Origin of the sequence: Actinoplanes sp. OR16 (assembly GCF_004001265.1) — a bacterium.
GTDB lineage: Bacteria > Actinomycetota > Actinomycetes > Mycobacteriales > Micromonosporaceae > Actinoplanes.
In genome coordinates, this window is record NZ_AP019371.1 from 3,488,824 (window position 1) to 3,508,971 (window position 20,148).

Sequence of the window (20,148 nt, forward strand, 5' to 3'; positions counted from 1 at the left end):
TCGCGTACCCTGGAGACCCATGAGCGTCAGTTCCGTCTTCCCGCAGCTCGAGCAGTTGTTGCCCCGGGTCAGCAAACCGATCCAGTACGTGGGCGGCGAGCTCGGCGCCGTCGTCAAGGACTGGGACGAGACCGTCGTCCGGTGGGCGCTGATGTACCCGGACGCCTACGAGGTGGGTCTGCCCAACCAGGGCGTCCAGATTCTGTACGAGGTTCTGAACGAGCAGCCCGACGTGCTCGCCGAGCGGACGTACGCGGTCTGGCCCGACCTCGAGGCGCTGATGAAGGAGAACGGCGTCCCGCAGTTCACCGTCGACGCGCACCGGCCGGTGAAGGCGTTCGACATGTTCGGCGTCTCGTTCGCGACCGAGCTGGGCTACACCAACCTGCTCAGCGCCCTCGACCTGGCCGGCATCCCGCTGAACAGCGCGGACCGCACCGAGGACGACCCGGTCGTGCTGGCCGGCGGGCACGCGGCGTTCAACCCGGAGCCGATCGCCGACTTCATCGACGCCGCCGTGCTCGGTGACGGCGAGGAAGCGGTCCTGGAGATCACCGGGATCATCCGGGAGTGGAAGGCCGAGGGCCGCCCGGGTGGCCGCGACGAGCTGCTGCTGCGTCTCGCCCGGACCGAGAGCATCTACGTTCCCCGTTTCTACGACGTGGACTACCTGCCGGACGGCCGCATCCAGCGTGTCGTGCCGAACCGGCCGGACGTCCCGTTCCGGGTCGCCAAGCGGACCACGATGGACCTCGACGCCTGGCCGTACCCGAAGAAGCCCCTCGTGCCGCTCGCCGAGACGGTCCACGAGCGCTACGCCGTGGAGATCTTCCGCGGCTGCACCCGTGGCTGCCGGTTCTGCCAGGCCGGCATGATCACCCGCCCGGTGCGGGAGCGGTCGATCACCACGGTCGGCCAGATGGTCAAGGAGGGCCTGGAGTTCTCCGGCTTCAACGAGGTCGGCCTGCTCTCGCTCTCCAGCGCCGACCACTCCGAGATCGGCGACATGTGCTCCGGCCTCGCCGAGCAGTACGCCGACACCAACGTGTCACTGTCGCTGCCGTCCACCCGGGTCGACGCCTTCAACATCGACCTGGCGCAGGAGCTGTCCCGCAACGGCCGGCGTACCGGTCTCACCTTCGCGCCGGAGGGCGGCTCGGAGCGGATCCGCAAGGTCATCAACAAGATGGTGACCAAGGAGGACCTGATCCGCACGGTCGTCACGGCGTACTCGAACGGCTGGCGGCAGGTCAAGCTGTACTTCATGTGCGGCCTGCCCAGCGAGACCGACGAGGACGTCCTGGAGATCGCCGACATGGCGCACGAGGTGATCCGGGCCGGTCGGGAGGCCGCCGGCACCAAGGACATCCGCTGCACCGTCTCGATCGGCGGTTTCGTGCCGAAGCCGCACACCCCGTTCCAGTGGGCGGCGATGGACCGGCCGGAGGTCATCGACGGCCGCCTCAAGATGCTCAAGCAGGCCATCAACAGCGACCGCTCGCTGGGTCGCGCGATCGGCTTCCGGTACCACGACGGCGAGCCGTCGCTGATCGAAGGACTGCTGTCCCGCGGTGACCGCCGGGTCGGCCAGGTCATCCGCCGGGTGTGGGAGAAGGGCGGCCGGTTCGACGGCTGGTCGGAGCACTTCTCGTACGCCCGCTGGATCGAGGCCGCCGACGAGGTGCTCCCCGAGCTCGGCGTCGACCTCGACTGGTTCACCACGCGGGAGCGCGAGGAGCTCGAGGTCCTGCCCTGGGACCACCTGGACTCCGGTCTGGACAAGGACTGGCTCTGGCAGGACTGGCAGGACTCGATGAGCGAGTACGAGCAGGACGACTGCCGCTGGACGCCGTGCTTCGACTGCGGTGTCTGCCCGGCGATGGACACCGAGATCCAGATCGGTCCCACCGGCAAGAAGCTGCTTCCTCTGACCCCGGTGAACAACCTGCGGGTCCCCGCTTAGGAGAAGGTCATTCCCCCGAAGAACCAACCTGTGGGCGGTCAGGCCCCGGTAGTGCAGCGGATCCGCCTTCGTTACGCGAAGCGCGGACCGCTGCGTTTCACCTCGCACCGGGACTTCGCCCGCGCATTCGAGCGCGCCCTGCGGCGCGCGGCGGTGCCCATCGCCTATTCCCAGGGCTTCACCCCGCACCCCAAGATCTCGTACGCGTCGGCCGCGCCCACCGGTGTCGGCAGCGAGGCGGAATACCTGGAGATCGGCCTGCAGGCCCCGGTCGACCCGGAGCAGCTGCGGGTCGCCCTCGACGCGGCGCTCTCCCCGGGACTCGACATCCTGGAGGCGGTGATCGCGTCCGAGGGCAGCCTCGCCGACCGGATCGACGCCTCGCGGTGGCGGATCGAGCTTCCTCAGATCGAGGAGAAAACGGCGATCGATGCCGTCGCGGCCTTCCTCGGTGCCGAAGAAGTGCTGGTGGAACGCATGACCAAGCAGGGGCGTCGCTCCTTCGACGCCCGCGCCGCGGTCGCTTCGTGCACCGTGACGGAAGCGGCAGACCTACCTTCCGGGGCCGTGGGCGTACCGTGTGCGATAATCGACCTTGTCGTACGGCAGGTAACGCCCGCCGTTCGGCCCGATGACGTCCTTTCCGGCCTGCGCGTGGTGGCCGGCCTGGAGCCGCCGGTCCCCCCGAGGGTCACCCGGCTGGCCCAGGGCACACTCACCGCGCAGGGGGATATCGTCGATCCGTTGGACGCGGATCGCGAGGGCGCCGGCATCGGAGGACGCTGACCGGATTCCGGTCGGCGTTCGTTGGCAGACTTCGGCAGCCCGTTCGGACTCGGCCGGGCCCGGAACACTTTTGCAGCGATCCTGCGTGGCAGCGCTTACCCGCGCCCGGGGTCGCCGAGAACTGGAGAGCGCCCCATGCTCGATAACGAGCCCCCAGTTAACCTGGGAGAACCGGGCGGTGAACGGGACGGAGCAGTTCCTCCGCCCGCTGATACCGCCACAGGCACCACCCCTGCGCGCCGGACGCGCGCGCCGCGTCGCAAGGCGGCAGCACCTCCGCCGGAGGCAGCCACCGACGCAGCCGCGTCCTCGGCTGAGCCCGGCGCTTCTGCCGAGGTGGCCGCGACCGAAGCTCCGGCTCCGGTGAAGAAGGCCACTCGCAGCCGCCGCAAGGTTGCTGCTCCGGCCGCTGAGACCGAGCCTGCCGCGTCCTCGGCTGAGCCCGGTCCTGCTGCTGAGGTGGCCGAGACTCCGGCTCCCGTGAAGAAGGCCACTCGCAGCCGCCGCAAGGTTGCTGCTCCGGCCGCTGAGACTGCTGAGCCTGCCGCGTCCTCGGCTGAGCCCGGCGCTACTGCCGAGGTGGCCGCGACCGAGGCTCCGGCCCCGGTCGAGGCCGAGGCTCCGGCTCCGGTGAAGAAGGCCACTCGCAGCCGCCGCAAGGCCGTCGCCGCCACCCCCGAGCCGGTCGTCGAGGCTCCTGTCGTGGAAGTCCCGGCCGTCGCGGAGCCTGTCGCTGCCGAGGCCGACCAGGAGGAGACCGAGGAAGAGCTGATCGCGGACGCCGCGATCGAGGCTGCCTCGGCCGCGCGGACGGCAGGGGTTCCGGTCGTCGGGATCCTGCCGCTCGATGACGACTTCGTGGAGGAGCAGCCGGCCGGCCCGTCGCGGGCTCGCCGTGCCGCCCTGCCGCCGGCCGTGCTGTTCATGCCGCCGGACCCGTCCGAGGCGACACAGGCCACCCCTGCCACACGCCGTCGTGGCAGCGTCGAGGCCGCCGTTCCGGCCGTCGAGGCGCAGCCCGCCGAGGCCGCGCCGACCACCGGCTCGCGTCGCCGCCGTGGCGCTGCCGCGCAGGCCGAGGCGCCCGCCGTGGCCGCTGCCGAGGGCGTCGAGGAGACCCCCGCCGAAGAGACCGCCGCCGAGGCGCCGGTCGAGGGCACCCGCCGTTCCCGTCGCCGCCGCCGCGGTGGGGCCGAGGAGCCCGCCGAGGTCGCCGTCGTCGTCGAGGAGCCCGTGGTCGACGAGGCGGACGAGTCCGCCGACGACGCCGAGGACGGCGAAGGCGACGATTCCGACGACGAGGACGGTGGCCGTCGCCGCCGCCGCCGTGGCCGCCGTGGCCGTGGCCGGGGCAAGGGCCCGTCCGACGAGGCCGACGAAGGCGACTCCGAATCCGAGTCGGACGAGGAGGGCGACGCCGAGGCCTCCGCCGACGAGAGCGACGAAGGCGACGAGGAGACCGACGGCGACGGGGTGACCCGCCGCCGGCGCCGCCGCCGCCGCAAGGGCTCCAGTGGTGACGCCGAGGTCGGCGGCATCGAGGACGGCGTGCACACCGTGGTCCGGGTGCGGGAGCCGCGCCGCACCTCCGACGAGGTGCAGGGCGTCTCCGGGTCGACCCGGCTGGAGGCCAAGCGCCAGCGCCGCCGCGACGGGCGTGAGCAGCGCCGTACCCGTCCGCCGATCCTGAGCGAGTCGGAGTTCCTGGCCCGCCGGGAAGCCGTGGACCGGGTCATGGTGGTGCGGCAGAAGCAGGACCGTACGCAGATCGCGGTCCTCGAGGACGGCATCCTGGTCGAGCACTACGTCGCCCGGGCCACCTCCGGCACCATGGTCGGCAACGTGTACCTCGGCAAGGTGCAGAACGTGCTCCCGAGCATGGAGGCCGCGTTCGTCGACGTCGGCCGTGGCCGCAACGCCGTGCTCTACGCCGGCGAGGTGAACTGGGACGCCACCGGTCTGGAGGGGCGCGCCCGCTCGATCGAGCAGGCGCTGCGTTCCGGCGACTCGGTGCTGGTCCAGGTGACGAAGGACCCGATCGGCCACAAGGGCGCCCGGCTGACCAGCCACATCGCGCTCTCCGGCCGGCACCTGGTCTACGTGCCGAACGGCAACGCCTCCGGGATCAGCCGCAAGCTGCCGGACAACGAGCGCAAGCGACTCCGGGACATCCTGAAGAAGCTGGTTCCGGACGGCGCCGGCGTGATCGTCCGCACGGCGGCCGAGGGCGCCAGCGAGGACGAGCTGGCCCGCGACGTGAAGCGTCTGCAGGCCCAGTGGGAGGACATCCAGGCCAAGGCCGCCGAGGGCAACGCGCCGCGCGCGCTCTCCGAGGAGCCCGACCTGGTCATCCGGGTGGTCCGCGACCTGTTCAACGAGGACTTCCGCGACCTGGTGGTCCAGGGCGAGCAGGCATACGGCGAGATCGAGGAATACCTCGAGTCGGTCTCCCCGGACCTGGTCGAGCGGCTGCGCCGGCACACCGGTGTCGCGGACGCGTTCGCCGAGTACCGGATCGACGAGCAGATCATGAAGGCGCTCGACCGCAAGGTCTTCCTGCCGTCCGGCGGTCACCTGGTGATCGACCGGACCGAGGCGATGACCGTCGTCGACGTCAACACCGGTAAGTACACCGGCGCGGGCGGCAACCTCGAAGAGACGGTCACCCGCAACAACCTGGAGGCGGCCGAGGAGATCGTGCGTCAGCTGCGGCTGCGCGACCTCGGTGGCATCGTGGTGATCGACTTCATCGACATGGTGCTGGAGAGCAACCGCGACCTGGTGCTGCGCCGGCTGACCGAGTGCCTGGGCCGGGACCGGACCAAGCACCAGGTCACCGAGATCACATCGCTGGGTCTGGTGCAGATGACCCGGAAGCGGATCGGCTCGGGCCTGCTCGAGGTGTTCAGCGAGACCTGTGACCACTGCAAGGGCCGGGGCGTGATCGTGCACCCCGAGCCGGTGCCGGAGAAGCGGTCGAACGGCGGTGGCCCCAGTACCCAGGTGAAGGCGGTCGCCGCGGCGGTGCGGACCGAGGCGCCGGCGCCTCAGCAGCAGGCACCGGCCGGCAAGCGCCGCCGCCGGGGTGGCGAGAGCGCCGCTCCCGCCGAGGTGGAGCCGGTGGCCGAGGTCGTGACGCCGGTGGAGGTCGCCGAGGTCGTGGCGATCGAGCCGGAGCTGGTCGTGGTGACCGAGCCGGTCAAGGCAGGGCCGGTCAAGGCAGGGCCGGTCAAGGCAGGGCCGGTCAAGGCTGCGCCGGTCAAGGCCGAGACCGGACCCGCCGCGCAGGTCGCCGAGGCGCCTCCGGCAGTGGTTCAGCCGGTCGCCGGGTCGGGGATCATCTCCCGCGCGGTGAAGCCGGCGCTCACCTCGTCCGACGGCAGCGAGTACGACATCAGCGGCTATGACCTGTCGCGATTCGATGTCCCGGAGACGAAGACCGGGCCGGACACGACCGGGCCGAACACGACCGGGCCGGACACGACGACCGGGCCGGAGACGAACGGCTCGGAATACGACGAGGCGGAGCCGATGCGGCTGGCCGGGGCGGACGACCCGGACGCGGCGGAGGACGACGAGGACGACGAGGACGCGATCGGGGCGGCCTCGGGCACCCGGCGGCGGTCCCGTCGCAGCAGTACCCGCAGGCGTACTCGTCCCTGACGTACGACGATCGATCGGCCGGCTGTGCATCACAGCCGGCCGATTAGTTGTAAGGAAACTTAACAGCGGCTACCCTCGGCGGGATCGATCCCTGTCCCCCGAGGAGACCGAGTCATATGCGCACCCACCTGTACGCGGCGGCGGGACTGTCCGCCCTGCTCCTGGCCCTCAGTGGCTGTTCCGGAGACGCCGGCGCCGAGCCTGAGGCGGCCGCCGGTGCGCCTGCGGCGGCCACCCCGGCCACCACCGCCGCCACCGGCGGGTCGGCCGACCCCGCGGCCGCCGCCACGACCGCCGCCAAGGGCAAGGCCGGCGACAAGGCCCTGGCCGCCGACACCGAGGCCATCTGCGAGCAGGCGAGCCGGACCAGCACCAGCTTCGGGCAGACCTTCGCCGAGGACTACAAGCTGCTGATCGAGGCGACCAGGACCGGCGGCCAGGCGAAGGCCGACGCCGAGCAGAAGGCCAAGCGTGACGTGGAGAACTTCTCCTTCGCCCTGGTCGACATGTCGAAGCTCGCGTCCGACAAGGGTCTGAAGAAGGCTCTCGCCGCGATGGGCGACGAAGTGACCGAGCTGAAGGGTGACCTGGAGAAGCTCGACGACGAGAAGCTGGCTGGTCTGCACGCCACGCTGGACAAGGCCTGCGGGCGCGAATAGAAGCCCGGTTTGGGTCTCGGGCCTGCGATGAAGTAGTCTTGCCGACGGTGCCTTTCCGGGCACCCGTTCCGTGCGCGCTCCCGAGCGCTTGCCGGAGCCTCAGAAGTATCCGCCAGCAGCCTCTCCGGTTGCGCAAGTCTCAGGGAGTCCGCGTCGATGTACGCGATCGTCAAGACCGGCGGCAAGCAGTACAAGGTTGCCGAGGGCGACGTGATCGAGGTCGAGAAGCTCGTGGGTCAGCCCGGCGATGCTCTGACCCTGGCCGCGGTGCTTCTCGTCGACGGTGACAACCTGGTGACCGATGCGGCCAAGCTTGCCAGCGTGACGGTGTCCGGCGAGATTGCCGAGCACACCAAGGGACCGAAGATTCGGATCCACAAGTTCAAGAACAAGACCGGTTACCACAAGCGCCAGGGGCACCGCCAGCCGCTGACCCGCGTCAAGGTCACCGGCATCAAGAGCGGGAAGTAGGCGCAGCCATGGCTCATAAAAAGGGTGCATCCAGCTCGCGTAACGGCCGTGACTCCGCCGCCCAGCGCCTCGGCGTGAAGCGTTTCGGTGGTCAGCTGGTCAGCGCCGGCGAGATCCTGATCCGTCAGCGGGGCACGAAGTTCCACCCGGGCGACCTGGTCGGCCGTGGCGGCGACGACACGCTCTTCGCTCTGGCCACCGGCAACGTGCTCTTCGGCACGAAGCGTGGCCGCAAGACCGTCAGCATCGTGCCGGTCGCGGAGTAGTTTTTCTCTACAGCGGGCCGTGGACCCTCGGGTCCGCGGCCCGCTGTTGTTTTCCAACCGGTAAGAGGAGTGCTGAAGTGACCACGTTCGTCGACCGGGTCGTGCTGCATCTGCAGGCGGGTGACGGCGGGCACGGCTGTGCCTCCGTGCACCGGGAGAAGTTCAAGCCGCTCGGCGGCCCCGACGGCGGCAACGGCGGGCACGGCGGCAGCATCAAGCTGGTCGTCGACGCGCAGCAGCACACGCTGCTCGACTTCCACTTCCACCCGCACATCAAGGCCAGCAACGGTGGTGGCGGCGCCGGGGCGAACCGGGACGGCGCGACCGGCAAGGACCTGATCCTCAAGGTGCCGAACGGCACTGTCGTGATGACCGAGGACGGCGAGGTGCTGGCCGACATGGTCGGCAACGGCACCGAGTTCGAGGTGGCCCGTGGTGGCCGTGGCGGTCGCGGCAACGCGTCGCTGGCGAACAACCGCCGCAAGGTGCCGGGCTTCGCCGAGCTCGGTGAGCCGGGCGACGCCTTCGACGTGGTGCTCGAGCTGAAGAGCGTGGCCGACGTCGGCCTGGTGGGCTTCCCGTCGGCCGGCAAGTCCTCGCTGATCTCGGTGCTGTCCGCAGCCAAGCCGAAGATCGCCGACTACCCGTTCACCACCCTGGTGCCGAACCTCGGCGTGGTGCAGGCCGGCGAGGAGACGTTCACGATCGCCGACGTGCCCGGCCTGATCCCGGGCGCGGCCACCGGCAAGGGCCTCGGCATGCAGTTCCTGCGGCACATCGAGCGCACTTCGGTGCTGGTGCACGTGCTCGACGCGGCGGCTCCGGAGATCGAGCGCGACCCGCTCGCCGACCTGGACGCGATCGAGGCGGAGCTGGCGGCGTACGGTGGCCTGGAAGATCGTCCCCGGCTCGTGGTGCTCAACAAGATCGACATTCCGGATGGCCGGGACCTCGCCGAGATGGTCCGCCCCGACCTCGAAGCGCGTGGCTACCAGGTGTTCGAGGTGAGCGCGGTGACCCGTGAGGGCCTGCGTGAGTTCGGCTTCGCGCTGGCGAAGTTCGTCAAGGAGTACCGGGCGGCGAAGCCGGTCGAGGAGGCGACCCGCATCGTGCTGCGCCCGCGCGCCGTCGACGACGCCGGCTTCACGATCGAGCAGGACGAGGACGGTGTGTTCGTGATCCGCGGCCTCCAGGTGGAGCGCTGGGTCCGGCAGACGAACTTCGACAACGACGAGGCGGTGGGCTTCCTGGCCGACCGCATGGAGCGGCTGGGCATCGAGACCATGCTCGGCAAGAAGGGCGCGAAGGCCGGCGATCCGGTCCGGATCGGCACCCGCGAGTTCGACTGGCACCCGAACGCCGGGGAGTACGTGTCGGGTCCGCGTGGCACCGACTCCCGGCTGGAGGAGCTGGACACCCGCCCGAGCGCGTCGCAGCGTCTCGCCGCCCGCAAGGCCCGCCGCGTCCGTGCCGAGGACGAGGTGCAGCACATGGCGGCCGACGGCACGGTCAGCAGCATCAAGATGTCGAACGTCCCGGTGCTGGTCAACGACGATGACGATGACGACGAGGGCGACACCGACACCGACGAATAGGGCATAGGCCAGTTCTCGGCAACCCGCTGGAAAGGGTGATCACCTACAGTCACCCTCGTGCTGATCGAGAACCGTCCTGCTCTGGACCCCGAACTGGCTGCCCTGGTCACCGCTCAGCAGCGGGAACTGTTGGCCGCCGCCGGTCTCGCCGGGCAGCGGATGTTCGAGCCGCACGATGACGTCGCGTATCTGATCGGCACGGTGAACGACCGTGCCGTGGCGTGCGGTGGCTGGCAGGCGCGGGACACCGGGGTCGCCGAGATCACCCGGCTCTACGTGCGCCCGGCCCACCGCGGCCGGGGCCTGGGCCGGCAGATGATCGTCGCCCTCGAGGAGGAGGCGCTCGCGGCCGGCCGCCCGGTGATCCGGCTGGAGACCGCGGCGCACCTGCGAGCGGTGATCGGCCTCTACCTGACGTCCGGTTATGCCCGGATCCCCAGCTATGGGGACCCGGGCAACGTCTGTTTCGAGAAACAGCTTCAGCTCTTACTGCAGTAGCCCGATGGCGTCGCGGGCCGCCGAGCAGGTCGCCATGGCGATGGGACGGACGGCCGCGGCGCCCTTCGCCAAGATCTCCCGGACGTATGCCGGGTCCTCCGCCAGCTCGGCGTGCCGCGCCCGGATCGGCGCGAGCAGCGACTCGATCGCGTCGGTGACGTCCCGTTTCAGAGCGCCGTAGGAGACGGGGTCGGACGGCTGCTGCCCGGTGCACTCGGCCAGGATGTCGATCAGGTTGGTCACGCCGGGCTGGTCCGGATGGCGGCGGACCTGCGCGAACTCGTCGGTGACGGCACGCGCCACGGTGCGCCGGACCACCTCCGGGGGATCCAGCAGGCCGATCCGGCCGGCGCCCGCCGCGTTGCTCTTGCCCATCTTCACCGTCGGATCGGCGAGGTCCATGATCCGGGCCGCCGCCTCCGGTCGCACGCCGGCCGGCACCCGGAACGTGTCGCCGTAGCGGGCGTTGAAGCGGGTCGCAAGTGTCCTGGTGAGCTCCAGGTGCTGGTTCTGGTCCTCGCCGACCGGCACCTGATCGATGTCGTAGAGCAGGATGTCCGCGGCCATCAGCACCGGGTAGGTGAGCAGGCTGAGCCGGATCGGACCGCCTGCCGCCGACTTCTCCTTGAACTGGATCATCCGGGAGGCCTCGCCGAAACCGGTCACGCACTCCAGCAGGTAATGCAGCTCGGTGTGCTCGGGGATCTGCGATTGCAGGATGATCGGCGTGCGCGCGGGATCGACGCCGGCGGCGAGCATGACCGTCGCGGTCTCCAGCGCGAGCGCGCGCAGCCGCTGCGGGTCGTGCTCCATGGTCATGGCGTGCAGGTCGGCGATCATCGCGATGGACTCGGTGTGGTCCTGCGCGGCGATCAGCGGGCGCAGAGCGCCCAGCAGATTGCCGAGATGCAGGTGACCGGTGGGCTTGAAACCGGTCAGGCGGCGGGTGGTTGCCATGAGATCTCCTTGCCGGGGTACTCGGGTGACCTGTCCGTGTCCGGGGAGTCCCGCCAGAAAGAGAACAGCGACCGCCCGGAGGGGCGGTCGCGGATGGTTTCGCGCGTGTCAGTGAGCCGCCCTGGTCAGGGCAGCCACCAGCTGAGGTTGATCACGCGCACACCCCAAGGTTAACAGGGTCGTTTCCCGGCAGGCAGAATGGTTTTCATGCCGACCCTGACCCGCGCCGAGGCCGCTGACCGGGCGTCCCTCGTCGACGTCGAGACCTACCATGTCGATCTGGACGTCACCGGGGACGGCGACACCTTCCGATCCCGCGCGGTGGTCCGTTTCCGCGCCCGGCCCGGCGCCGCGACGTTCCTGGAGTTCGAGCCGGTCGAGATCGTCACGCTGACGCTGAACGGCGTTGCCGTCGACCCGTCCGCGGTGCGCGACGGCCGGCTGCACCTCAGCGATCTGGCGGAGAGCAACGAGCTGGTCGCCGACGCCCGGATGCGGTACTCGATCGACGGTGAGGGCCTGCACCGCTACACCGACCCGGCCGACGGGAACGTCTACCTCTACCAGCACCTGTTCATCAACAACGGCGGCCGGGTGCTGCCCTGTTTCGACCAGCCCGACCTGAAGGCGTCCTGGCAGGTCAGCGTCGCCGCGCCGGAGGACTGGACGGTCGCGACGAACGGCACGCTCGTCGCCCGGGACGGCGGCCGCTGGGAGTTCGCGCCGACCAAGCGGATCTCCACGTACCTGGCTTCGCTGATCGCCGGCAAGTACCACGTGCGCACCGACGAGCACGACGGCATCCCGCTGGCCCTGTACGCCCGGGCCGCGCTCGCCGAGCACCTGGACGCCGAGGCCGCGGAGATCTTCGAGGTCACCAAGCAGTGCCTGGACCGGTTCCACGAGATGTTCGCGATCCGCTACCCGTTCGGGCACTACCAGCAGGCGTTCGCCCCGGAGTTCAACTTCGGCGCGATGGAGTACCCCGGCCTCGTGGTCTTCCGCGACGAGTACATCCCCCGCTCGGTGATCACCGAGAGCGAGCGGGAGCACCGGGCCAACGTGATCGCCCACGAGATGGCCCACCAGTGGTTCGGCGACCTGGTGACGATGGCCTGGTGGGACGACCTGTGGCTGAACGAGTCGTTCGCCGAGTACCTCGGGACCCGGGTGACGTCCGAGGCGACCCGCTTCCGGGGCGCCTGGACGACGTTCGCGATGCAGCGCAAGGCGTGGGGCCTGCGTGCCGACCAGCGTCCCTCCACCCACCCGGTCGCGCCGTCCGAGGTGACCGACACCGACGCGGCGCTGCTCAACTTCGACGGGATCTCGTACGCCAAGGGCGCCGCCGTACTGAAGCAGCTGGTCGCCTGGCTCGGTGACGAGGCGTTCCTGGCCGGGCTCAACGCCCACTTCGAGACCCATGCGTACGGCAACGCCACCCTGGCCGACCTGCTCGGCGCCCTGTCCAAGGCGAGCGGGCGGGACCTGTCCGGCTGGGCCGAGGTGTGGCTGCGCCGCGCCCAGGTCAACACGCTGCGCGCCGAGGTGAGCCGGGACGGCGCGAACTACGCCGAGGTGGCGATCGTGCAGACCGCCCCCGAGGCGTTCCCGACGCTGCGCCCGCACCGGGTCGGCATCGGCCTGTTCGACCAGGTCGCCGGCGGCGCCGTGGTGCGCCGCAAGCGGATCGACGTCGAGCTGGACGCGTCCGGCCGGACCGTGATCGGCGAGCTGGCCGGCGAACCCGCCGCGGACCTGCTGCTGCTCAACGACGGCGATCTGACGTATGCGAAGGTCCGCCTGGATGAGCAGTCGGCTGCCGCCGTACCCCTGCTCCTGCCTTTGATCGACGACTCGCTGGCCCGGGCCGTGATCTGGGCCGCCACCCTGGACGCCGTCGTCGACGGCGAGCGCCCGGTCGCCGAGCTGGTCACCCTGGTCCTCGCGGCGCTGCCGGTGGAGACCGAGGTGGTGATCGTCGAGGACGTGCTGCGGGCCACTCGCGGGCTGGTCGACCGGTACGCCACCCCGGAGACCCGCCCGGCCGCGCTGGAGCTGGTGGCCCAGGCCGCCGAGCGGCTGCTCCTCGCCTCTCCGGCGGGCAGCTCCGGTCAGCTGGCGGCGGCCCGCGGACTGATCGGCTCCACCACCGCCGTGGCCCGGCTGCGCGGCTGGCTGACCGGCGAGAACGTGCCGGACGGGCTGGTCGTCGACGCCGACCTGCGCTGGCTCATCCAGTACCGCCTCGCGGTGCTGGGCGCGGCCGGCGCCGACGAGATCGAGGCGGAGCGGGAGCGGGACCGCAGCGCCAGCGGCGAGCAGTGGGCTGCCCGCTGCCGTGCGGCGCTGCCCGACCCGGCCGCCAAGGAGAGCGCCTGGAACGCCGTGGTCACCGACGGCCGGCTCTCGAACCGCCTGGCCGAGCTCACCGCGAGCGGGTTCTGGCAGCCCGAGCAGCTGGGACTGCTGTCCGGCTACGCCGAGCGTTACTTCGCTGAGATGCCGGAGATGATGCGCGTGCGAAGTGGCATGAGCGCCGAGAAAGCGGCTCTGGCGGCGTACCCCGATGTGGCCGTCTCCGAAGAGACCAGGCGGCTCGCCGCCGCCCTGCTCGCCCAGCCGGACCTCAGCCCGATCCTGCGCCGGGTCGTGCTGGACGCCGACGACGACATGCGGCGGGCCCTGACCGCCCGCGGGTGATCGCATTCTCGCTGTTCCCGCCCCCGTGACCTCGTAGCCTGAACAATCACGGGGGTGGACGCGTGGAGTGGTCCGAGGAGCTCGCCGGCGGTTTGCTGCAGGCCGCGCCGGACGCGATCCTGGTCATCGACGGCGGCCGGATCGTGCTGATCAACGATCGGGCCGAGCAGCTCTACGGCTGGACGAAGGACGAGCTGGTGGGGCAGACCGTCGAGGTGCTGCTGACCGATCACGCCCGATCCCTGCTCGTCGAGCGCCGGCGGCTCATGCAGGAGTCCTCACCGGGCTCGATCGGCACGATCTCGACGACGGCCCGGCGCAAGGACGGCACCGAGTTCCCGGTCGAGTCGTCCACCACGATCGTGGTGACGCCGCAGGGCCGGTTCGCGGTGGCGGTGGTCCGTGACATCACCGACCGGCTGGCCGCCGAGGAGGAGAAGGTCCGGCTGCGCGCCGAGGCGCAGGCCCACCGCAACCAGCGGCTGGAGAGCCTGGGCCAGCTCGCCGGCGGCATCGCGCACGACTTCAACAACATGCTCGGCGTGATCCTCAACTACGCGAACTTCGTGATCGAGGAGGCCGAGTCGGCCGACCCGGACGTCGCGATGATCGCCGCCGACGCGAAACAGGTGGTGAAGGCCGGTCAGCGCGGCACCGACCTGACCCACCAGTTGCTCGCCTTCGCCCGGCGCGAGGTGGTCCGCCCGCAGCCGGTCGACCTGAACGCGCTGATCACCGGGATCCGCGAGCTGCTCGACCGGACCGTCGGTGATCAGGTCAGCCTGCTCCTGCGCCCGGAACCCGGCCTGCCCGCGGTGCACTGCGATCCGGCCCAGATCGAGCAGATGCTGGTCCACCTCGCCCTCAACGCCCGGGACGCGATGCCGTCCGGCGGCAACCTGGTGATCGACACCGGGCGGGCCGGCGACCAGGTCCGGCTGCGGTTCACCGACTCCGGCCGGGGGATGGCCGCCGACGTGCTGGACCGTGCCTTCGAGCCGTTCTACACGACGAAGGGCAGCGCCGAGGGGTCCGGGCTGGGCCTCGCCACCGTCTACGGCATCGTCACGCAGGCCGGTGGGGAGGTCGCGATCACGAGCGAGGTGGGTCTCGGGACGACCGTCACGGTGTTGCTGCCCGCTTCTGCCGGGTCTCTTCCGGATCTCGGAGCGGCGGGGCACGTGAGGATCGACGGACAGGGCGAGACCCTGCTGGTCGTCGAGGACGAGGACGCGCTGCGGGACGTGGCCGGGCGGATCCTGACCGGCGCCGGGTACCGGGTGATCTCGGCCGACTGCGGCGAGCGGGCCCTGGACGTGGCGGCCGGGCACGACGGCACCATCGACCTGCTGGTCAGCGACGTGGTGATGCCCGGGATGCTGGGCAAGGAGCTGGCCGAGCGGCTGGTCATGGCCCGGCCGGAGACGCGGGTGCTCTTCATGTCCGGTTATGCCCAGCCGGTGCTCGCGTCGGAGGGGACGCTGGAGGACGGCGTGGCCCTGCTGGAGAAGCCGTTCACCGCGAACGACCTCCTCACCGCCGTCCGTAAGCGCCTGGACGACTAGTTCACCTATATTTTCCGGATGCGTCGCGTAGGGATCATGGGTGGCACGTTCGACCCCATTCACCACGGCCACCTGGTCGCCGCCAGCGAGGTGCAGGCACGGTTCGACCTGGACGAGGTCATGTTCGTGCCGACCGGTCAGCCGTACGAGAAGGGCCGGGTCTCACCCGCCGAGGACCGCTATCTCATGACGGTCATCGCCACCGCCTCGAACCCGCGGTTCCACGTGAGCCGCGCCGACATGGATCGGGACGGGCCGACGTACACCGTCGACACCCTGCGGGACATGCGCGCCGTCTACGGGCAGTCCGCCGAGCTCTACTTCATCACCGGCGCCGACGCCCTCTCCCGGATCATGTCGTGGAAGGACGCGCTCACCATGCTGGAGCTGGCGCACTTCATCGGTGTGACCCGGCCCGGCTTCGAGCTCTCCGGCGCCGGCCTGCCGGAGGACAGCGTCACCCTCGTCGAGGTGCCGGCCATGGCCATCTCGTCGAGCGACTGCCGCAAGCGGGTGGCGTCCGGCCTGCCGGTTTGGTACCTGGTCCCGGATGGTGTCGTTCAGTACATCAACAAGCGGGGCCTGTATTCGGACTCGGGGATAACCGGTCCCGTGTGAGACGCTTGAGGTCCTGACTCTTCCTACCGGAGGGACTCTTTTGCCCGTCAACGAACGCGCTCTCGAACTCGCCATGGCAGCCGCTCAGGCCGCCTCGGACAAGAAGGCGCAGGACATCTCCATCATCGATGTCGGCGACCAGCTCTACATCACCGACGCGTTCGTCATCGCCTCGGCGTCGAACGAGCGCCAGGTGATCGCGATCGTGGACGCCGTCGAGGAAGCGCTCGCCGGCCTGCCGGAGAAGGCGAAGCCGGTGCGGCGCGAAGGTGAGCGCCAGGGCCGCTGGGTGCTGCTCGACTACGTCGACATCGTGGTGCACATCCAGCACACCGAGGAGCGCGAGTTCTACTCGCTGGACCGCCTCTGGAAGGACTGCCCGACCATTCCGTTCGTCGACCGGGACATGGTCGATGCCGGTGCGGCTGCGCCCGAAGCGTCGTGACCTCCCGTCTCATCGTCTGGCGGCACGGCAACACCGACTGGAACGCGGGCTCCCGCGTGCAGGGGCAGACCGACGTCCCGCTCAACGAGCTGGGCCGCCGGCAGGCCGTCGAGGCGGCCGAGCTGCTGGCCGCCCTGCGCCCGGACGCGATCGTCGCCAGCGACCTGAGCCGGGCCGCCGACACCGCCGCGGCGCTGGCCGCCCGGACCGGGCACACGGTCACCTACGACGAACGGCTCCGGGAGCGGTTCTTCGGCGCATGGCAGGGTCTGACCACCGCCGAGGTGGCGGCCCGGCGCCCGGACGAGTTCGCCCGGTGGAAAGCCGGAAACGACGTGGTCGGCGGTGATGTGGAGACCCTCGACGACCTCGGCAAGCGGGTCGCCGACGGACTGCAGGACGCGGCCCGGCTGGCGCCCGGCGGTGTCGTCGTGGCGGCCACCCACGGCGCGGCCGCCCGCCAGGGCATCGCGCACCTGCTCGGCTGGCCGGTCTCCCAGGTCCGCACGCTGCGGGCGCTGCAGAACTGTCACTGGGTGGAGCTGACCCTGAGCGATGACGGTGCCTGGCAGCTCTCGGCCTACAACGTCGGCGTGTTCGCGGAGCGTCCCGTTCCCCCTGCGGTCTGAGGGAACCGGCGGCGCTCCGGTACCGTCTCACCATCATGCTGATTCGTCGAAGCGTCGTCCCCGTCGCGCTGCTCCTCGCGCTCTCCGCCGGCTGCGCGAACAACAGCGGCACCAGCACCGAGCCCGGCGCCCCCGCGCCACTCGAGTCCGCAGTCACCACCGCCCCCTCGACCCCGGTCGAGGACCCCTCGCTGCCGAGCAAGGACGCGGGTGGCTCCACCACCCTGACCGGCACTGTCACCGAGGGCGTGGAGCCCGGCTGCCTGCTCCTCGACGGCCATCTCCTGATCTTCAACGACGCCGCCCAGAAGGGCTCGGTGAAGGCCGGGGATCAGGTCACCGTGACCGGCAAGGCCGACAAGGACCTCATGACGACCTGCCAGCAGGGCACGCCGTTCAAGGTCTCCTCCGTGGCCGGCAGCTGACCGGAGCTTCATCAAGTACCTTGCCTGCATGACCATCGCGGTCGTCACCGACTCCACCGCGTACCTGCCGGCCGAGCTGAGCGGCACGTATGACCTGACCATCGTGCCGCTCACCGTCGTCATCAACGGCTGGGACGGTCTGGAAGGCCTGGAGATCTCGCCCGCCGAGGTCGCCAAGGCCCTGAGCGGGCGTCGTGCCGCGGTCAGCACCTCCCGTCCCGCACCGTCCCAGTTCGTCACCGAGTACCGCCGTCTCCTCGACGCCGGCGCCGACGGCGTGGTCTCGGTGCACCTCTCCGCGAAGCTGTCCGGCACCTACGAGGCCGCGCAGCTGGCCGCCGCCGAGATCGGGCCGCAGATCCAGGTCGTGGACAGCGGAACAGCGGCGATGGGGCTGGGCTTTCCCGCCTTGGCGGCGGCTTCTGCGGCAGCCAACAATCAAGATCTTGAGGCGGTACGGGCGGCAGCCGCCGATCACGCCGCCCGGGTGAGCACCTTCTTCTACGTCGACACGCTCGAGTTCCTCCGCCGGGGCGGCCGGATCGGGGCGGCGTCCGCACTGGTCGGCACGGCGCTGTCGGTGAAACCGATCCTGCACGTGGCGGACGGCGCCATCGTGGTCCGGGACAAGGTGCGGACCGCGGGCCGGGCCCTGAGCCGTCTCGTCGACCTGGCCGTCGAGGCGGCCGGCGACGGTGAGGCCGACATCGCGGTGCACCACCTCGGCACGCCCGACCGGGCCGCCGCGCTGGTCGACGCGATCAGCGTGCGGCTGGGGGAGCGGCTACGGGACTGCTATCTCACCGAGGTGGGTGCGGTCGTGGCGGCGCACACCGGTCCGGGCCTGGCCGGGGTGGTCATCCACCGGCGCTCTCCTCTCGTTCCTTGAGGAGCGTCTCGGCCCGTTTCGCCAGATGGCGGAGGGGATGGCCGGCCGGCGTCGGGTAGGGGACCACGCACCCCTGGTCGTCGCTGACGTAGGCGCACGGGCTGAGCGCCCGCGCCGACCCGGTCCAGATCGCCTCGGCCTGCGCGAACAGCCCCGGCAGGTGCTCGCTGCCGTCCGCGGTGACGAGCAGCGTGCCCCGCTCCGGGGCGAACGCCACCGGCACGCCGCCGACCTGCTTCTGGAGGCGGGCCAGCCAGCCTTGGAGCAGCAGGTGCGAGGTCCAGTACGCGTTGCCGTCGTCGACGAACCGGACCACCACCGGGCCGGCCGCCGAGCCGTGCAGGGTCGCGCCGGTGAGGTTGGCGAGGGCGGCGTCGAAGACCTCGTCGGCCGTCACCTTCCAGTCGGTGAGCTGGTCGGGGGTCACGTACGTCATGGTCTCCGGATGGTCGATCACGACGAACGCGGACAGGAACGGCAACGCCGACCGGCGCAGCAGCTCGCCGGGCGCGCTGCCACGCAGGACCGGGCGCAGCAGGGGCGCGGCGACCGCCCAGGTCTCCGGCACCTCGGGCGTACGCAGCAGGCCGGCCACGAACGCGTCGAGCTGCCGGCGCCGGATCCGCCGCCGGAAGAGCGGCTGCAGCTGGAGGACCGTCCGCTCGCCGTCGAGAGTCCGGAACCGGATCGCGAACGCGTGCGCGTCGTAGCGCGCGTCCCGGACGCCCGCCCGGCGGAGACGGCGGATCACCCGGCGTGCCAGGATCCTTCTGAACAGGCCCACTTCCGTCTCCCGAATGGCCCTAGCGCGCCGGATCCGGCCGGGCGATGATCGCGTAGGCGTCGAGATCATCGTCGCTGGCGATGGTGGCCGTCAATCCGTTCTCATCGGCGATCGCGCACGCCCTGCCGATCTGCGCCTCGGTGATCTCGGAGACGAGCAGCCCGGTGGGCGCCAGCCAGCCCCGCGCCGGCCCGGCGACCGCCCGGAAGATCCGCAGTCCGTCGTCGCCGCCGTCGAGGGCGGTGCGCGGCTCGTGATCACGGGCCTCGGCCGGGAGGTAGGGGATGTGCTTCGTGGCGACGTAGGGGACGTTGGCGATGAGCACGTCGATGCGGTGGCGGAGGTGGCTCGGCAGGGCGTCGTAGAGGTCGCCCTGGTGGACGACGTCGGCACCGAGGTTGTCCCGGGCACAGGCCACCGCCGCCGGGTCGATGTCGGCGGCGGCGAGCGTGATGCCGGGGACCCGGTGGCGGACGGCCAGGCCCAGTGCTCCGGAGCCGCAGCAGAGATCCACCACTCGTGCGGCTTCCGCTTCGGCGGCCTCGTCCGACGCTATGCGGACCAGCAGCTCGCTGCGCACCCGCGGGACGAAGACGCCCGGGCGCAGCCGGACACGGACGCCACAGAAGTCGGCGTACCCGACGACCTGCTCCAGCGGCTCACCGGCGATGCGCCGCGCGACCAGGGCGTCGAGGTCGCCGTGCCGGCCGGCTTCGATCAGCACTCCGGCCTCGTCCTCGGCGAAGACGCAACCGGCGGCGCGTAGCCGGCCGACGATGTCCGATATCACGAGCGATAGTCCTCTTGGCGGTTGTCCACAACGCCGCGTCGTCCACAGGGGCGCGGGCCGGATGGCGGCAGAACTCATAGGTTTCGGGCCGTGCGAGAGGCGAAGAATAGCGGTGAAGTCGTCGAGGCGCGGCTCCGGGCCGTGCTCCGGCCGGCCCCGTCCGTGCAGGACGGCCCTCTGAGCTGGTCGGACATCATCCCCGCCTGGGATGAAGAGGATCTGCCCCCGGAGGATCCCCCTTTCGAGCGGCGGCCCGCGGCTGGCGAGCCGCCCGCGGGCGACTCGCCGGCCGGCGGCTCGCGGCCCTACCCCTCCGGGTCGGCTTGGGCGACCCCTTACCGCCCTCCTCCGCCGGCTCCTCCGCCGGCCGTTTCTTCCCCGCCGGCCGTTCCTTCTCCGCCGGGCGCCGTTTCCTCCCTGCCGGGTGCCGTTCCTTCCTCGG

Annotated in this window: 18 protein-coding genes; 15 read left to right on the forward strand and 3 right to left on the reverse strand. The window is 70.9% G+C overall.

The window, feature by feature from the left end:
- Window positions 1-19 precede the first annotated feature (19 nt).
- The 8 genes from EP757_RS16205 (at window position 20) to EP757_RS16240 (ending at window position 9,901) form a co-directional block, all read left to right on the forward strand.
- Window positions 20-1,963 (forward strand): TIGR03960 family B12-binding radical SAM protein, encoded by a 1,944-nt coding sequence (locus tag EP757_RS16205; RefSeq protein WP_127546949.1) that lies wholly within the window; start codon window positions 20-22, stop codon window positions 1,961-1,963.
- Window positions 1,964-2,014: 51 nt separating this feature from the next.
- Window positions 2,015-2,749 carry a TIGR03936 family radical SAM-associated protein gene (locus tag EP757_RS16210; protein ID WP_127554269.1) on the forward strand — a complete coding sequence of 245 codons (735 nt, stop codon included), beginning with the start codon at window positions 2,015-2,017 and terminating at the stop codon, window positions 2,747-2,749.
- Window positions 2,750-2,884: 135 nt separating this feature from the next.
- Window positions 2,885-6,412 (forward strand): ribonuclease E/G, encoded by a 3,528-nt coding sequence (locus EP757_RS16215; RefSeq protein ID WP_232050532.1) that lies wholly within the window; start codon window positions 2,885-2,887, stop codon window positions 6,410-6,412.
- A gap of 116 nt (window positions 6,413-6,528) precedes the next feature.
- Window positions 6,529-7,071, forward strand: a complete 543-nt coding sequence (locus tag EP757_RS16220; protein ID WP_127546953.1) for a hypothetical protein — start codon at window positions 6,529-6,531, stop codon at window positions 7,069-7,071.
- 156 nt (window positions 7,072-7,227) lie between these two features.
- Window positions 7,228-7,542, forward strand: coding sequence for a 50S ribosomal protein L21 (gene rplU / locus EP757_RS16225; RefSeq protein ID WP_045743411.1), 315 nt, complete (start codon window positions 7,228-7,230; stop codon window positions 7,540-7,542).
- A gap of 8 nt (window positions 7,543-7,550) precedes the next feature.
- On the forward strand, window positions 7,551-7,808 hold the full coding sequence (rpmA, locus tag EP757_RS16230) for a 50S ribosomal protein L27 (RefSeq protein WP_127546955.1): 258 nt from the start codon (window positions 7,551-7,553) through the stop codon (window positions 7,806-7,808).
- Between the two features lie 77 nt (window positions 7,809-7,885).
- Entirely contained in the window at window positions 7,886-9,403 is a 1,518-nt protein-coding gene (gene obgE, locus EP757_RS16235; RefSeq protein WP_127546957.1) for a GTPase ObgE, read from the forward strand.
- A gap of 57 nt (window positions 9,404-9,460) precedes the next feature.
- A complete protein-coding gene (locus EP757_RS16240) occupies window positions 9,461-9,901 on the forward strand; it encodes a GNAT family N-acetyltransferase (protein ID WP_127546959.1) in 441 nt (146 codons plus the stop codon).
- On the opposite strand, the gene trpS is transcribed toward EP757_RS16240, so the two are convergent.
- Window positions 9,890-10,858 carry a tryptophan--tRNA ligase gene (gene trpS / locus EP757_RS16245; protein ID WP_127546961.1) on the reverse strand — a complete coding sequence of 323 codons (969 nt, stop codon included), beginning with the start codon at window positions 10,856-10,858 and terminating at the stop codon, window positions 9,890-9,892. The two genes, EP757_RS16240 and trpS, sit on opposite strands and share 12 nt — an antisense overlap.
- Window positions 10,859-11,065: 207 nt before the next feature.
- Between trpS and pepN the strand changes: the two genes are divergently transcribed.
- The 7 genes from pepN (at window position 11,066) to EP757_RS16280 (ending at window position 18,132) form a co-directional block, all read left to right on the forward strand.
- A complete protein-coding gene (gene pepN / locus EP757_RS16250) occupies window positions 11,066-13,561 on the forward strand; it encodes an aminopeptidase N (RefSeq protein ID WP_127546963.1) in 2,496 nt (831 codons plus the stop codon).
- A gap of 62 nt (window positions 13,562-13,623) precedes the next feature.
- A complete protein-coding gene (locus EP757_RS16255) occupies window positions 13,624-15,126 on the forward strand; it encodes a PAS domain-containing hybrid sensor histidine kinase/response regulator (protein WP_127546965.1) in 1,503 nt (500 codons plus the stop codon).
- Window positions 15,127-15,144: 18 nt separating this feature from the next.
- Entirely contained in the window at window positions 15,145-15,744 is a 600-nt protein-coding gene (gene nadD, locus EP757_RS16260; protein WP_127546967.1) for a nicotinate-nucleotide adenylyltransferase, read from the forward strand.
- A gap of 40 nt (window positions 15,745-15,784) precedes the next feature.
- Window positions 15,785-16,189, forward strand: a complete 405-nt coding sequence (gene rsfS / locus EP757_RS16265) for a ribosome silencing factor (protein ID WP_127546969.1) — start codon at window positions 15,785-15,787, stop codon at window positions 16,187-16,189.
- On the forward strand, window positions 16,186-16,818 hold the full coding sequence (locus tag EP757_RS16270; RefSeq protein ID WP_127546971.1) for a histidine phosphatase family protein: 633 nt from the start codon (window positions 16,186-16,188) through the stop codon (window positions 16,816-16,818). The genes rsfS and EP757_RS16270 overlap by 4 nt, the downstream gene beginning before the upstream one ends.
- A gap of 35 nt (window positions 16,819-16,853) precedes the next feature.
- Entirely contained in the window at window positions 16,854-17,243 is a 390-nt protein-coding gene (locus EP757_RS16275) for a hypothetical protein (protein WP_127546973.1), read from the forward strand.
- Window positions 17,244-17,271: 28 nt separating this feature from the next.
- Complete coding sequence (locus EP757_RS16280) at window positions 17,272-18,132, forward strand: DegV family protein (protein ID WP_127546975.1); 861 nt, start codon at window positions 17,272-17,274, stop codon at window positions 18,130-18,132.
- On the opposite strand, the gene EP757_RS16285 is transcribed toward EP757_RS16280, so the two are convergent.
- Window positions 18,101-18,916: a hypothetical protein gene (locus EP757_RS16285; RefSeq protein ID WP_127546977.1), complete on the reverse strand. Its 816-nt coding sequence runs from the start codon at window positions 18,914-18,916 to the stop codon at window positions 18,101-18,103. The two genes, EP757_RS16280 and EP757_RS16285, sit on opposite strands and share 32 nt — an antisense overlap.
- 19 nt (window positions 18,917-18,935) lie before the next feature.
- On the reverse strand, window positions 18,936-19,706 hold the full coding sequence (locus tag EP757_RS16290) for a putative protein N(5)-glutamine methyltransferase (RefSeq protein ID WP_232050533.1): 771 nt from the start codon (window positions 19,704-19,706) through the stop codon (window positions 18,936-18,938).
- Window positions 19,707-20,148: the final 442 nt, after the last annotated feature.